The 15,394-nt window shown below is 54.8% G+C and carries 11 protein-coding genes and 1 tRNA gene; all 12 read left to right on the forward strand.

Translation table 11 applies throughout. The features are described 5' to 3' along the window. Positions 1-36: 36 nt before the first annotated feature. Positions 37-112: transfer RNA gene (locus tag KFJ24_RS18085), tRNA-Trp, on the forward strand. A 33-nt stretch (positions 113-145) separates the two neighbouring features. After that, entirely contained in the window at positions 146-514 is a 369-nt protein-coding gene (gene secE / locus KFJ24_RS18090; RefSeq protein ID WP_250832703.1) for a preprotein translocase subunit SecE, read from the forward strand. 12 nt (positions 515-526) lie between these two features. Then, on the forward strand, positions 527-1,060 hold the full coding sequence (nusG, locus tag KFJ24_RS18095; protein WP_250832704.1) for a transcription termination/antitermination protein NusG: 534 nt from the start codon (positions 527-529) through the stop codon (positions 1,058-1,060). A 101-nt stretch (positions 1,061-1,161) separates the two neighbouring features. Further along, positions 1,162-1,593 carry a 50S ribosomal protein L11 gene (gene rplK / locus KFJ24_RS18100; protein ID WP_250832705.1) on the forward strand — a complete coding sequence of 144 codons (432 nt, stop codon included), beginning with the start codon at positions 1,162-1,164 and terminating at the stop codon, positions 1,591-1,593. Position 1,594: 1 nt separating this feature from the next. After that, positions 1,595-2,293, forward strand: a complete 699-nt coding sequence (rplA, locus tag KFJ24_RS18105) for a 50S ribosomal protein L1 (RefSeq protein ID WP_250832706.1) — start codon at positions 1,595-1,597, stop codon at positions 2,291-2,293. Between the two features lie 220 nt (positions 2,294-2,513). After that, the gene (rplJ, locus tag KFJ24_RS18110; protein ID WP_250832707.1) at positions 2,514-3,044 is read left to right on the forward strand and encodes a 50S ribosomal protein L10; all 531 of its coding nucleotides are present in this window, start codon (positions 2,514-2,516) and stop codon (positions 3,042-3,044) included. Between the two features lie 40 nt (positions 3,045-3,084). After that, positions 3,085-3,462 carry a 50S ribosomal protein L7/L12 gene (gene rplL / locus KFJ24_RS18115; RefSeq protein ID WP_250832708.1) on the forward strand — a complete coding sequence of 126 codons (378 nt, stop codon included), beginning with the start codon at positions 3,085-3,087 and terminating at the stop codon, positions 3,460-3,462. Positions 3,463-3,703: 241 nt separating this feature from the next. Continuing rightward, on the forward strand, positions 3,704-7,783 hold the full coding sequence (gene rpoB / locus KFJ24_RS18120; protein WP_250832709.1) for a DNA-directed RNA polymerase subunit beta: 4,080 nt from the start codon (positions 3,704-3,706) through the stop codon (positions 7,781-7,783). Positions 7,784-7,859: 76 nt separating this feature from the next. Next, positions 7,860-12,074: a DNA-directed RNA polymerase subunit beta' gene (rpoC, locus tag KFJ24_RS18125; RefSeq protein WP_250832710.1), complete on the forward strand. Its 4,215-nt coding sequence runs from the start codon at positions 7,860-7,862 to the stop codon at positions 12,072-12,074. Positions 12,075-12,241: 167 nt separating this feature from the next. Then, entirely contained in the window at positions 12,242-12,616 is a 375-nt protein-coding gene (gene rpsL, locus KFJ24_RS18130) for a 30S ribosomal protein S12 (RefSeq protein ID WP_091855124.1), read from the forward strand. A gap of 115 nt (positions 12,617-12,731) precedes the next feature. Continuing rightward, complete coding sequence (gene rpsG, locus KFJ24_RS18135) at positions 12,732-13,202, forward strand: 30S ribosomal protein S7 (protein WP_250832711.1); 471 nt, start codon at positions 12,732-12,734, stop codon at positions 13,200-13,202. Positions 13,203-13,220: 18 nt separating this feature from the next. Then, the gene (gene fusA, locus KFJ24_RS18140) at positions 13,221-15,326 is read left to right on the forward strand and encodes an elongation factor G (protein WP_250832712.1); all 2,106 of its coding nucleotides are present in this window, start codon (positions 13,221-13,223) and stop codon (positions 15,324-15,326) included. Positions 15,327-15,394: the final 68 nt, after the last annotated feature.

Raw genomic sequence — 15,394 nt, forward strand, 5'->3', positions numbered from 1 at the left:
TTGCTCGAGAGTAAGTGCGCTGAGTAGTTTCGGTGCAGGCCAGTAGCTCAATTGGCAGAGCAGCGGTCTCCAAAACCGCAGGTTGGGGGTTCGATTCCCTCCTGGCCTGCCATTTTTTAACTTCCGGATACATAAGTTGATTCCTATGGAGTCAAAAGCCGTTCAGTCAGCCAGCCGTTTCGATTTTTTGAAGTGGCTGGTTGTTTTTGTTCTGATCGCCATCGGTGTGGTGGGGAATCAGTATTTTAGTGCCGAGTCTCTTCTGTATCGGGTTCTGGCTCTTGTGGCTCTTGCTATTGTGGCGGTTTTTGTTGCGCTGCAGACAGATCGCGGACGTCGTTTTGCGACTCTGTTGAAAGAAGCAAGGGTTGAGATCCGGAAAGTGGTATGGCCCACCAGGCCTGAACTCGTGCAAACAACGCTGATTGTTGTGGTGTTTGTGCTGGTTGTGGCCCTTTTGTTGTGGGGTATGGATTCGCTGATCAGTTTGTTGGTCGCCGGGTTTATCGGCTAACGGGAGTGGGCAATGGCTAAGCGCTGGTACGTGGTTCATGCGTATTCTGGCTTCGAAAAGCACGTAATGCGCACTCTGAAGGAGCGCGTTTCGCTCGACGGCATGGAAGACAGGTTCGGTGAGATCCTGGTTCCTACCGAAGAAGTTGTCGAGATGCGCGACGGTAAAAAGCGCAAGAGCGAGCGTAAATTCTATCCAGGATACGTACTCGTCCAGATGGAAATGGATGATGCTACGTGGCATCTTGTGAAGAATACGCCGCGGGTACTTGGCTTTATTGGTGGTACCAAGGATAAGCCGGCTCCGATTACAGAGCGTGAGGCCGAAGCGATCTTGCGTCGTGTAGAGAGTGGCGCCGAGAAGCCCAAGCCGAAGACGCTGTTTGAGCCAGGCGAAATTGTACGCGTTGTTGAAGGTCCGTTTGCTGACTTCAATGGTGTGGTTGAGGAAGTCGACTACGACAAGAGTCGAGTCAAGGTTGCTGTTCTGATTTTTGGTCGTTCAACTCCGGTAGAGCTGGAGTTTGGGCAGGTCGAGAAAGACTGACCAGCAGCTTTAAAGCTGAAAGCTCGCGCGCTATGGCGACGCGGGCTTTTTGTGTCTGAACCGGGGAGCCGAAAGGCGTTCGAACCCAGAGGAGATATATCATGGCTAAGAAGATTGAAGCCTACATCAAGCTTCAGGTTGCTGCCGGTAAGGCCAACCCGAGTCCCCCCGTTGGTCCCGCTCTGGGTCAGCGCGGTGTCAATATCATGGAATTCTGTAAGGCGTTCAACGCCGCGACTCAGGATATGGAGCCTGGTCTGCCGATTCCTACTGTCATTACTGTCTACAGTGATCGCAGCTTTACCTTTATTACCAAGACGCCGCCCGCTCCGGTTCTGCTGAAGAAAGCAGCTGGCATCAAGACTGGCTCTGGTCGTCCGAATACCGACAAGGTCGGCTCGGTGACCCGCGAGCAGCTGGAAGAGATTGTCAAAACCAAGGAGCCGGATCTGACTGCAGCCGATATGGACGCAGCGGTTCGTACCATTGCAGGAACAGCCCGTAGCATGGGCCTGAACGTGGAGGGCCTGTAACATGGCAAAGCTGAGCAAGCGTCAGAAGCTGATTCGTGAAAAGGTCGATCCTACCCGCGCCTACTCCGTAGACGAAGCTGTAGCCCTGCTCGTTGAGCTTGGTGAGAACGTCAAGTTCAAGGAGTCTGTCGACGTTGCTGTTAACCTTGGTGTGGATGCGCGTAAATCGGACCAGGTGGTTCGTAGCAGCACTGTTCTGCCTCACGGTACCGGCAAGACCGTTCGCGTAGCGGTATTTACCCAGGGCGCCAATGCCGAAAAAGCCACAGCAGCTGGTGCTGACGTGGTCGGTATGGATGACCTGGCTGATGAAGTCAAAAAAGGCAACATGGATTTTGATGTGGTTATTGCCACACCAGACGCCATGCGTGTTGTTGGCCAGCTGGGCCAGATTCTCGGCCCGCGTGGCCTGATGCCGAACCCGAAAGTGGGCACTGTGACACCTGACGTTGAGACCGCGGTCAAGAACGCCAAGGCTGGTCAGGTTCGTTACCGTACCGACAAGAACGGCATTATCCACGCTCCGCTGGGTAACGTTGAATTTTCTGCACAGAACATCAAGGAAAACCTTGAGGCTCTGATTGCAGATCTGAAAAAGGCCAAGCCATCGTCGGCGAAAGGTGTGTATCTCAAGAAGATCACCGTTTCATCGACTATGGGTCCTGGTCTGGCTATCGATCAGAGTGGTCTAGCAATCTGATCCTCTGAACGATAGTTACTTTGTAGTCTGGGCGGAAGCCAAGGCTGTCAAAGACCGCAGGCCCCCGAAGCCCTCTTTTCGAGGAGGGCTGCAAGGGTTAAAGCAACGCCTGCGCAGACGGTGTGAAGACGTTCTCTCTGAACCCAAACACCGTTAAGGCGCCCGCAAGGGCAATGATGGGTTTGCCGGGATGACCCCGGCGAAATCGAGGAGAAATCCAGTGGCAATTAGACTCGAAGACAAGAAAGCGATCGTCGCTGAAGTCAACGAGACTGCCGGTGGTGCTCTGTCTGTGGTTATGGCTGACTATCGTGGTGTCACTTCCGGTGACATGACGGCTCTTCGTGCCAAGGCTCGTGCCGAGAATGTGCGTCTTAAGGTTGTTCGTAACAACCTGGCAAAGATTGCCATTCGTGGTACTGAGTTCGAGTGCATCGATGAAGCTCTGGTTGGACCAACCATTTTGGCATTCTCTATGGAAGATCCGGGTGCGGCAGCGCGCCTGCTGAAGGATTTTGCCAAAGAGAAAGAGGCGTTTGAGATCAAGGGACTTGCCGTCGGTGGAGAGCTGATGGCAGCAGACCAGATTGATCGCCTTGCCAAGCTGCCAACACGTCACGAAGCGTTGACGATGCTGGCTGCGGTTACACAGGCACCGATCACCAAGCTTGCACGGACACTGAACGAAGTTCCTTCGAAAGTGACTCGTGCTGTAGCGGCAGTTCGCGACCAGAAGCAAGAAGCTGCTTGATTCTGTTGAACACCATTTTTTATATTTTTGGGAGAAAGTCATGGCTCTGTCTAACGAAGACATTTTGAACGCAATCGCCGAAATGAGCGTAATGGACGTTGTTGCGCTTGTTGAAGCAATGGAAGAAAAGTTCGGTGTATCTGCCGCTGCAGCCGTTGCTGCTGCACCTGCTGCAGCTGGTGGCGAAGCCGCTGCTGAAGAAGAGCAGACCGAATTTGACGTTGTTCTTACCGGTCCTGGTGAGAAGAAAGTCAACGTAATCAAGGCCGTTCGTGAACTGACCGGCCTGGGTCTGAAAGAAGCTAAGGAAATGGTCGACAGCGCACCTTCCGTAATCAAGGAAGCTGCCAGCAAAGACGACGCTGAAGAAGCCAAGAAGAAGCTTGAGGAAGCAGGCGCTTCTGTTGAGCTTAAGTAAGAGTCGGCTGTTGATCGAAACCGTGCATTAAGCATGGATAGGCTGGTGGCTTTGTGCCACCGGCCTTTTTCTGTTGTATATGCTATAGAGTCTGGTGAGTACGAACAGGTCGATATTGGACCTCTAACCTACAGCCAGAGTCTTGTTCAAGACGGCGAGAAATGCCGAGCAATTCGGCCCCGAAGCAGAACAATGGTTGCTTCTTGATACCAGGTATCAGGTCTAAAGCTGGGGAATGCAGATGACTTACTCCTACACTGAGAAAAAGCGGATTCGCAAAGATTTTAGTAAATTGCCTTCCGTGATGGACGTCCCCTATTTGCTGTCTATTCAGCTGGATTCGTTCCGGGACTTCCTCCAAATGGAAGCCGCTCCTGAGGACCGTCGGGAAACCGGTCTTCACGCAGCATTCAAATCCGTATTCCCGATTGTCAGTTACTCTGGCAACGCCGCGCTCGAATACGTGAGTTACCGTATCGGTGAGCCGGTTTTCGATGTCAAGGAATGCCAGCTTAGGGGCGTAACCTACGCAGCGCCGCTGCGGGTGAAAGTCCGTCTTATCATTTATGATAAGGAATCGTCCAACAAGGCGATCAAGGACATTAAAGAGCAGGAAGTTTACATGGGCGAGATGCCCTTGATGACCGAGAACGGTACCTTCGTTATCAACGGTACCGAGCGCGTTATTGTTTCCCAGCTCCACCGTTCACCGGGTGTGTTCTTCGATCACGACAAGGGTAAGACCCATTCATCCGGCAAGCTGCTGTATTCAGCCCGGGTGATTCCTTACCGTGGCTCCTGGCTCGATTTCGAGTTCGATCCGAAGGACTCCGTGTTCGTTCGTATCGACCGTCGCCGGAAGCTGCCCGCGTCCATCCTGCTTCGGTCTCTGGGGTACACCTCCGAGCAGATGCTTGAGATGTTCTTCGAAACCAGTAAGTTCAGCCTGGGCGCAGAAGTGTGCAAGCTGGAACTGGTTCCGAGCCGACTGCGTGGTGACATTGCAACCTTCGATATCAAAGACAACGAAGGCAATGTGATCGCCGAAGAAGGTCGCCGGATTACTGCGCGCCACATCAAGCAGTTGGAAAAAGCCGGTATTAACGAACTGGAAGTGCCGACTGAGTATCTTTATGGCCGCGTTCTGGCGAAAGATATGGTCGACACCAAAACCGGTGAAGTGCTGGTTGAGTGTAACTCCGAACTGACCGAAGAGCTGATTACAAAGATTCTGGATGCCGGTGTGACAGAGATCGAAACTCTGTATACCAATGATCTGGACTGTGGTCCGTTCATGTCAGATACACTGCGCATCGATCCGACCCGCACGCCTCTGGAGGCGCTGGTCGAAATCTATCGCATGATGCGTCCGGGCGAGCCGCCCACTAAAGAGTCGGCCGAGAACCTGTTTAACAACCTGTTCTTCTCCGAAGAGCGTTACGACCTGTCTTCAGTTGGTCGTATGAAGCTCAATCGTCGGCTTCGTCGCGAGGAAAGTACCGGCGAAGGTACGCTGACTCATGAGGACATTATTGATGTTCTCAAGACTCTGATCGATATCCGTAATGGCCAGGGCAATGTGGATGACATTGATAACCTGGGTAACCGTCGCGTTCGTTGCGTCGGTGAGATGGCTGAAAACCAGTTCCGTGTGGGGCTGGTGCGCGTCGAGCGTGCTGTGCGCGAACGCTTGAGCCTTGCCGAGAGCGAAGGCCTGATGCCGCAGGATCTGATTAACGCCAAGCCGGTGGCGGCTGCCGTTAAGGAGTTCTTTGGCTCCAGCCAGCTGTCGCAGTTTATGGATCAGAACAATCCGCTGTCCGAGGTAACTCACAAGCGTCGTATCTCGGCCCTTGGGCCGGGTGGTCTGACCCGTGAGCGTGCCGGCTTCGAAGTTCGTGACGTGCATCCGACTCACTATGGTCGGGTATGTCCTATCGAGACTCCGGAAGGTCCGAACATCGGTCTGATCAACTCGCTGGCGACCTATGCCCGTTCCAACTCCTACGGTTTCCTTGAGAGTCCGTACAGGAAAGTTGTTGAGGGTGTGGTTACGGATGAAGTCGTGTATCTGTCCGCCATCGAAGAGAGCAACTATGTCATCGCCCAGGCCAGCGCGGCTATGGACGAAGAGAGTAAGCGTCTCACCGATGAGCTGGTCACCGTGCGGCACCAGAACGAATTTACGGTGACACCGCCCGAGAGCGTTAACTTCATGGACGTATCACCGCGCCAGGTAGTTTCTGTCGCTGCGTCTCTGATTCCGTTCCTGGAACACGACGATGCTAACCGCGCCCTGATGGGGGCTAACATGCAGCGTCAGGCGGTTCCGACTCTGCGCTCCCAGGTTCCTCTGGTCGGCACCGGTGTTGAACGCACCGTGGCCCAGGACTCCGGTGTTTGTGTAACTGCCCGTCGTGGCGGTGTCATTGAGAGTGTGGATGCGGCCCGTATCGTGGTGCGCGTCCAAAATGAGGAAACCGAAGCGGGTGATGCGGGTGTAGATATCTACAACCTCACCAAATATACCCGTTCAAACCAGAACACCTGTATCAACCAGCGTTCTATCGTGCGTGAGGGTGATGTCATTGCCCGCGGCGACGTGCTGGCAGATGGTCCGTCTGTGGATCTGGGTGAACTGGCGCTGGGGCAGAATATGCGTATCGCGTTCATGCCCTGGAACGGTTACAACTTTGAGGACTCCATTCTTATCTCCGAGAAAGTGGTTCAGGAAGATCGCCTGACCACCATCCACATTCAGGAACTGACCTGTGTGGCTCGGGATACCAAGCTGGGTAGCGAAGAAATCACCGCTGATATTCCGAACGTAGGTGAGAGCGCGCTGTCCAAGCTGGATGAGTCCGGTATTGTCTATATCGGTGCTGAGGTTGGCGCAGGGGATATCCTGGTCGGCAAGGTTACGCCGAAAGGCGAAACCCAGCTCACTCCGGAGGAGAAGCTGCTACGTGCCATCTTCGGTGAGAAGGCCTCGGACGTTAAGGACACGTCTTCACGTGTTCCTACCGGTACCCGCGGTACCGTGATCGACGTGCAGGTCTTCACTCGCGACGGTATTGAGAAGGACCAGCGTGCCCAGTCCATCGAGAAAGAGCAGTTGGACCAGTACCGCAAGGACCTGAAAGACGAATACCGTATCGTTGAGGGTGCTACCTTTGAGCGTCTGATGAATGCGCTGAAAGGGCAGGAAGTGATCAGTGGTCCGGGGCTGAAGAAAGGTGCGGCACTGGACGAGAGCTACCTGGCCGAGCTGCCACGGCCCGACTGGTTCAAGCTGCGGATGAAAGACGACAGCCTGAATGAGCTCCTGGAGAAATCCGAGCAGGGTCTGGAAGATCGCAAGAAAGAGCACGACGCACGGTTTGACGATAAGAAGGGCAAGTTGCAGCAAGGCGACGACCTGGCTCCTGGCGTGCTCAAGATCGTCAAGGTCTACCTTGCTATCAAGCGTCGCATCCAGCCGGGCGACAAGATGGCTGGCCGTCACGGTAACAAGGGTGTTATTTCTTCGGTCATGCCGATTGAAGATATGCCTTACGATGAGTACGGCAACACTGTAGATGTCGTTTTGAACCCGCTGGGTGTACCGTCGCGGATGAACGTAGGTCAGGTGCTTGAGACCCATCTGGGTGCAGCGGCCAAGGGGCTGGGTGAGCGGATCAGCAAGATGCTGGACGAGCAACGCAAGATTGCCGAGCTGCGCAAGCTGCTGGATGAGATCTACAACCACTCGGATGAAGTGTTCAAGGTGGATCTGGATTCCCTGTCTGACAAGGAAATCCTGGAGATGTGCCACAACCTTCGTGGTGGTGTACCTATGGCAACACCGGTCTTCGATGGTGCCAAGGAAGCCGAGGTCAAGCGGATGCTTGAGCTCGCTGGCCTGAGCACTACCGGCCAGACCATGTTGTACGATGGCCGTACCGGGGATGAATTTGATCGTCCGGTGACCGTCGGCTACATGTACATCCTGAAGCTGAACCACCTGATCGACGACAAGATGCACGCTCGTTCCACCGGTTCTTACAGCCTGGTTACCCAGCAGCCGCTGGGTGGTAAGGCGCAGTTCGGTGGTCAGCGCTTCGGTGAGATGGAAGTGTGGGCCCTCGAGGCTTACGGCGCAGCATATACGCTGCAGGAAATGCTCACCGTCAAGTCTGATGATGTGAATGGTCGGACCAAGATGTACAAGAACATTGTCGATGGCGATCATCGCATGGAGCCGGGCATGCCCGAGTCCTTCAACGTTCTTGTCAAGGAAATCCGCTCGTTGGGTATCGACATCGAGCTGGAATCCGAGTGAGCCGAATTGTTTTTGGCAGCGTGAGCGGGCACGTCGAGTGCCCGCCCGAGATTAACGCCATCCGGAGCTTTTACTGATGAAAGATTTGCTGAATCTTCTCAAGAGCCAGAACCAAAGCAAGGAATTTGATGCCATCCGAATCGGCCTGGCATCGCCTGACATGATTCGCTCGTGGTCTTTTGGCGAAGTGAAGAAGCCTGAGACCATTAATTACCGTACCTTCAAGCCGGAGCGTGACGGTCTTTTCTGTGCCAAGATCTTCGGCCCGATCAAGGACTACGAGTGCTTGTGTGGCAAGTACAAGCGCCTCAAACATCGCGGTGTTATCTGCGAGAAGTGTGGCGTGGAAGTGGCACTGGCGAGTGTTCGCCGTGAGCGAATGGGCCACATTGAGCTGGCCAGTCCGGTCGCCCATATCTGGTTTCTGAAATCACTGCCGTCCCGCATCGGTTTGATGTTGGACATGACCCTGCGCGATATCGAGCGCGTGTTGTACTTTGAATCGTTCATTGTGATCGATCCGGGTATGACCACGCTTGAGAGTGGTCAGCTGCTGAACGATGAGCAGTACTACGAGGCGCTGGAAGAGTTCGGTGACGAGTTCGATGCCCGTATGGGTGCCGAGGCCGTCAAGGAGCTGCTTGAGGGCATCGACCTGCAGGCCGAGGTGGATTCGCTGCGCGAGGAAATCCCGCAGACCAACTCTGAAACCAAAATCAAGAAGTTCAGCAAGCGCCTGAAGATTCTTGAGGCCTTCCTCTACTCCGGCAACAAGCCGGGCGACATGGTCATGACCGTGCTGCCGGTTCTGCCGCCGGACTTGCGTCCGCTGGTACCGCTGGACGGTGGCCGTTTCGCGACTTCCGATCTCAACGACCTTTACCGTCGTGTGATCAACCGGAACAATCGCCTCAAGCGCCTGCTGGAGCTGAACGCTCCGGACATCATCGTGCGTAACGAGAAGCGGATGCTGCAGGAAGCTGTGGACGCATTGCTGGATAACGGTCGTCGCGGTCGCGCCATTACCGGAACCAACAAGCGTCCGCTGAAGTCTCTGGCTGACATGATCAAGGGTAAGCAGGGTCGTTTCCGTCAAAACCTGCTTGGTAAGCGTGTGGACTACTCCGGTCGTTCGGTGATTGTAGTGGGTCCGTACCTGCGTCTGCACCAGTGTGGTCTTCCCAAGAAGATGGCCCTGGAGCTGTTCAAGCCGTTTATTTTCTCCAAGCTTGAGCACCGCGGTCTGGCAACCACGATCAAGGCCGCCAAGAAGATGGTCGAACGTGAGGAAGGCGTTGTCTGGGACATCCTCGACGAAGTCATCCGCGAGCATCCGATCATGCTGAACCGTGCGCCGACCCTGCACCGTTTGGGTATCCAGGCGTTCGAGCCGGTATTGATTGAAGGCAAGGCTATCCAGTTGCACCCCTTGGTGTGTGCGGCGTACAACGCCGACTTCGACGGTGACCAGATGGCGGTACACGTGCCGCTGACACTGGAAGCCCAGCTCGAAGCCCGTGCGTTGATGATGTCTACCAACAACGTACTGTCGCCGGCGAATGGTGAGCCCATCATCGTACCGTCGCAGGACGTGGTTCTGGGTCTGTATTACATGACCCGTGAGCGTAAAAATGCGGTTGGTGAGGGCATGACCTTCGCGGACGTGAAAGAGGCGCATCGCGCCTACGGTGCTGGCAAGGTTGACCTCCAGGCACGCGTCAAGGTGCGGGTCAAGGAAGTAGCCATTGCTGAAGATGGTTCTCGCTCCGAAGCGTACAACATTGTTGATACCACGGTCGGCCGTGCCCTGTTGTTTGATATCGTGCCCGATGGCCTCTCCTTCGAGCTGGTCAACAAGCCGATGGTCAAGAAGGCAATTTCGAACCTCATCAACACCTGTTATCGCGATGCCGGTTTGAAAGACACGGTTATCTTCGCGGATCAGCTCATGTACATGGGTTATCACTATGCGACGGTATCCGGTATCTCCATCGGCTTTAACGATTTCGAGATCCCCCCTGAGAAGTACGAGCTGGTTGATGCCGCTTCCCAGGAAGTGAAGGACATCGAAACTCAGTACGCGTCCGGTCTGCTGACCCAGGGCGAAAAGTACAACAAGGTCATCGACATCTGGTCCCGCGCCAACGACAAGGTCTCCAAGGCCATGATGGAGCGTCTGTCGAAAGAGCAGGTTGTTGGCCCGGATGGTCAACCTGTGAAGGGCGAAGATGGCGAATACCTGATGCAGGAGTCGTTCAACTCTGTCTACATGATGGCGGATTCCGGCGCCCGGGGTTCTGCGGCACAGATTCGTCAGCTCGCCGGTATGCGTGGTCTGATGGCCAAACCGGACGGTTCGATCATCGAGACGCCAATCACGGCGAACTTCCGTGAAGGTCTGAACGTACTTCAGTACTTCATCTCGACTCATGGTGCTCGTAAAGGTCTGGCGGATACCGCTCTGAAGACGGCTAACTCAGGTTACCTGACCCGTCGTCTGGTTGACGTGTCTCAGGATCTGGTTGTAACCGAGGAAGACTGTGGCACCGATGAAGGCCTGCTGATGACGCCGCACATCGAAGGTGGCGACGTTGTTGTGCCGCTGGGTGATCGTGTTCTGGGTCGTGTAACTGCCCGTGATGCCTTTACGCCGACCGACAAGGACAACGCCGTTGTTTCAGCCGGTACGCTGCTTGATGAGAAAACCATCGAGACGCTGGAGCGCGCGGGTGTGGACGAAGTCTGGGTTCGCTCTGCGATTACCTGTGAAACCCGTCATGGCATCTGTTCCAAGTGTTACGGCCGTGATCTGGCCCGTGGTCATCAGGTTAACGTTGGTGAAGCTGTTGGCGTTATCGCGGCTCAGTCCATCGGTGAGCCGGGTACCCAGCTTACGATGCGTACCTTCCACATTGGTGGTGCAGCCAGCCGGGCGTCTGCTGTCGATAACATCCAGGTCAAGCACGGCGGTACGGTACGCCTGCACAACCTGAAGTCTATTGAAAAGACTGACGGCTCCCTGGTTGTTATTTCCCGTTCCTCCGCGCTGGCGATTGCCGACGAGCAGGGCCGTGAGCGTGAGTGGTACAAACTGCCCTACGGTGCTGTTCTGTCTGTGAAGCATGGCGATGCCGTGGAAGCTGGCGTTGTTGTGGCGAAGTGGGATCCGCATACCCACCCGATTATCGCCGAGGCCGAAGGTACCGCGAAGTTCGTCAACATGGATCAGGGCATCACTGTCCGGACCCAGACCGACGAGCTTACCGGCCTGTCCACCATGGAGGTTATCGATCCGAAGGAGCGTCCGGCGGCTGGTAAGGATATCCGTCCGGCGATCCAGATTCAGGATTCCAGTGGCAACGATGTAGAGCTGCCAGGTGGTGGTGCTGCGATCTTCTTCCTGCCGGCCAACGCACTGGTCACCATGGCCAACGGCGCCCGGATTGAGCTGGGTGACGTAGTTGCCCGGATTCCGCAGGAAAGCTCGAAGACCCGTGACATTACTGGTGGTCTGCCGCGGGTTGCCGACCTGTTCGAGGCCCGTCGCCCGAAAGAGTCGTCCATCCTGGCGGAAATCAGTGGCATGGTGTCCTTCGGTAAAGAAACCAAAGGCAAGAAGCGTCTGGTTATTACGCCGAAAGATGCTGATGCCTATGAGGTTCTGATTCCGAAGCATCGCCAGCTCAACGTATTCGAAGGTGAAACGGTTGAGAAGGGTGAGGTGATCTCGGACGGTCCGTCCAATCCGCACGACATTCTGCGTCTGCTGGGTGTGGTCGAGCTGGCCAAGTACATCACCAACGAAATCCAGGACGTGTATCGTCTGCAGGGTGTTGTTATCAACGATAAACACATTGAGGTTATCGTTCGTCAGATGCTGCGGAAGGTTGAAATTAACGATCCCGGCGAAACGACACTGCTGTCTGGCGACCAGGTGGAAATCACCCAGGTTCTGGAAGAAAACGAGACCGCGAACGCAGCGGACAAAGAACCGGCACGGTTCGATCGTCTGCTGTTGGGTATCACCAAAGCCTCCCTGGCAACTGAGTCGTTCATCTCTGCGGCTTCGTTCCAGGAGACTACCCGCGTACTCACCGAAGGTGCAGTTACCGGTAAGCGTGACTACCTGCGCGGTCTGAAAGAAAACGTTGTGGTTGGTCGACTGATTCCTGCGGGTACCGGTCTGGCCTATCACAGTGAGCGTCGCCGCAAGCGCGAACTGGAAGCCCAGGGCGTGACTGCTGCCGACGTGGAAGAAGCACTGAGCGCGGAGCTCAACCGCGAAAGCTGAGTTGAGCCGGCGTACCATCTCCGGGTAGTTACCTACCCGTGAGGTGGTTAAAAAGAGACCAGTCATCTTGACTGTCCAGGGGCGCAGGCTTACACTTGCGTCCCTTAAATTTTACCCCCTGCATAGGGGGTAAGTTTCATTGATATGGTTTTTTGGAGTTTGCTTACATGGCAACGATTAATCAGTTGGTGCGTAAGCCTCGTAAGCGCAAGGTAGCCAAGAGCGATGTTCCTGCTCTCCAGGCCTGCCCTCAGCGCCGTGGTGTGTGCACTCGTGTATATACCACAACGCCGAAGAAGCCGAACTCAGCACTGCGTAAAGTGTGCCGTGTTCGTCTGACCAACGGCTACGAGGTTTCCTCTTACATTGGTGGTGAAGGTCACAACCTTCAGGAGCACAGTGTTGTGCTTATCCGTGGCGGTCGAGTAAAAGACCTTCCGGGTGTGCGCTATCACACTGTTCGCGGAACGCTGGACACCCAGGGTGTGCAGAACCGTAAGCAGGGCCGCTCCAAGTACGGTACAAAACGACCCAAGTCCTGATGTCCCAAGAGGGTGTCTTTTATCGTTGCTTGTTAGAACGGTAAGAGTAAGGCTGAGTAGCAATTTGCTATCTCAGGGGTTCCTGAAGACCTTTTAAATATATAAGGGCTTATCGATGCCTAGAAGAAGAGTTGCAGCAAAACGGGAAATTATCCCGGATCCTAAGTTCGGCAGTGCACGCCTTGCCAAGTTCATCAATCACGTGATGGAAAGCGGCAAGAAATCCGTTGCAGAGCGCATTGTTTATGGCGCGCTCGATATCGTTGCCGACAAATCCAAAGAAGAGCCGATCGACATGTTCGAAAAGGCCCTGGAAAACATCCAGCCGATGGTTGAGGTTAAGTCCCGTCGTGTGGGTGGTGCTACATACCAGGTGCCGGTAGAAGTACGGCCTTCCCGTCAAAACGCGCTGGCAATGCGCTGGCTCGTAGAATTCTCACGGAAGCGTGGTGAAAAGTCCATGGCACAGCGTCTGGCAGGTGAGATCCTGGATGCCGCTGATAGCAAGGGCTCCGCTGTTAAGAAGCGCGAAGACGTTCATCGCATGGCAGAAGCCAACAAGGCGTTCTCTCACTTCCGTTTCTAATAAGCCGAGGTTTATACAGTGGCACGCAAGACTCCGATCAAGAGATATAGAAATATTGGTATTTGTGCGCACGTTGATGCGGGCAAAACCACGACCACCGAGCGGGTCCTGTTTTACACAGGGATTTCCCACAAAATCGGTGAGGTTCATGACGGTGCGGCTACCATGGACTGGATGGAGCAGGAGCAGGAGCGTGGTATCACCATTACCTCCGCTGCGACTACCTGTTTCTGGCAGGGCATGGACAAGCAGTATCCGGAGCACCGGATCAACATCATCGACACCCCGGGCCACGTTGACTTTACCATCGAGGTAGAGCGTTCACTGCGTGTTCTGGATGGTGCCGTTGTTGTTTTCTGTGGTTCCTCCGGTGTTGAGCCGCAGTCAGAAACTGTATGGCGTCAGGCCAACAAGTACGAAGTACCCCGCATGGTGTTCGTCAACAAGATGGACCGTGCCGGTGCTAACTTCCTGCGTGTTGTTGACCAGATCAAAAATCGCCTGGGCGCAAACGCTGTTCCCGTTCAGCTGCCGATCGGTGCCGAAGACAATTTCGCCGGCATTATCGATCTGATTCGTAACAAGGCGATCTACTGGAACGAAGACGACGCAGGTGCGACCTACGACGAGCGCGAAGTTCCGGAAGAAATGGTTGAAGAAGTGGCCATGTATCGTGAGCAGATGGTGGAAGCCGCTGCGGAAGCGAACGAAGAGCTGATGGAGCGCTACCTGGACGAAGGCGAGTTGAGCATCGAAGACATCAAGAAAGGTCTGCGTATGCGTACGCTGGCTAACGAGATTGTCGTCGCGACTTGTGGCTCCGCGTTCAAAAACAAGGGTGTTCAGGCTGTACTGGACTCTGTTATCGAATTCCTGCCTGCGCCTGACGAAGTTAAGGCGATTCGTGGCGAGATCGATGAAGACGGTACCGAAGAAACCCGTCAGGCTGACGATGACGCGCCATTCGCAGCGCTTGCGTTCAAGATTGCTACCGACCCGTTCGTTGGTACTCTGACGTTCTTCCGTGTTTACTCTGGCAAGCTGGAGTCCGGTAACGCGGTGTATAACTCCGTCAAAGGCAAAAAGGAGCGTGTCGGCCGTATGGTCCAGATGCACTCCAAGGATCGTCAGGAGATCAAGGAAGTTCTTGCAGGTGATATTGCCGCGGCAATCGGCCTGAAGAACGTCACTACGGGCGATACTTTGTGCGACGAGAATAACAAGATCATTCTCGAGCGTATGGAATTCCCGGAGCCGGTTATCTCTGTGGCGGTAGAGCCGAAGTCCAAGGCTGACCAGGAAAAGATGGGCGTTGCGTTGGGCAAGCTGGCTCAGGAAGACCCGTCGTTCCGTGTTCGGACCGATGAAGAATCGGGTCAGACCATCATTTCCGGTATGGGCGAGTTGCACCTCGACATCATCGTTGACCGCATGCGTCGCGAGTTCAAGGTCGATGCCAATATCGGTAAGCCGCAGGTTGCGTATCGCGAACGCATTCGCAAGCCTGTAGACGTTGAAGGCAAGTTTGTTCGCCAGTCAGGCGGTCGTGGTCAGTACGGTCACGTCAAGATCAAGCTTGAGCCGCTGCCTCTGGATGAGGAAGATGGCGAAAACTTTATCTTCGTGAACGAGATTGTTGGTGGTGTGGTTCCCAAGGAATACATCCCGGCAGTTCAGCAGGGTATTGAAGAGCAGATGCAGAACGGCTGTCTGGCTGGTTATCCGCTGCTGCGTATCAAGGCGACCCTGTACGACGGTTCCTATCACGACGTCGACTCCAACGAAATGGCCTTTAAGGTGGCCGGTTCCATGGCGATGAAGAAGGGCGCCCTCGAAGCGAGCCCTGCATTGCTTGAGCCGATCATGCGAGTTGAGGTAGTGACTCCGGAAGACTACATGGGTGATGTTGTCGGCGACCTTAACCGTCGTCGCGGTGTCATTCAGGGCATGGAAGAGGGACCTGCTGGCAAGGTCATCCGTGCAGAGGTTCCGTTGTCGGAAATGTTCGGTTACGCCACCGATCTGCGTTCTGCAACGCAAGGCCGGGCGTCATATGCGATGGAGTTTTCTGGCTATTCAGAGGCGCCTTCGAACATTGCCGAAGCGATCATTAAAAAGGGTTGATTCCCAGGACTTAAGAAACAGGAAGAGGTGTAACCGTGGGTAAAGAGAAATTTGACCGTAGTAAACCG

This window comes from Marinobacter sediminum, assembly GCF_023657445.1.
Lineage (GTDB): Bacteria > Pseudomonadota > Gammaproteobacteria > Pseudomonadales > Oleiphilaceae > Marinobacter > Marinobacter sediminum_A.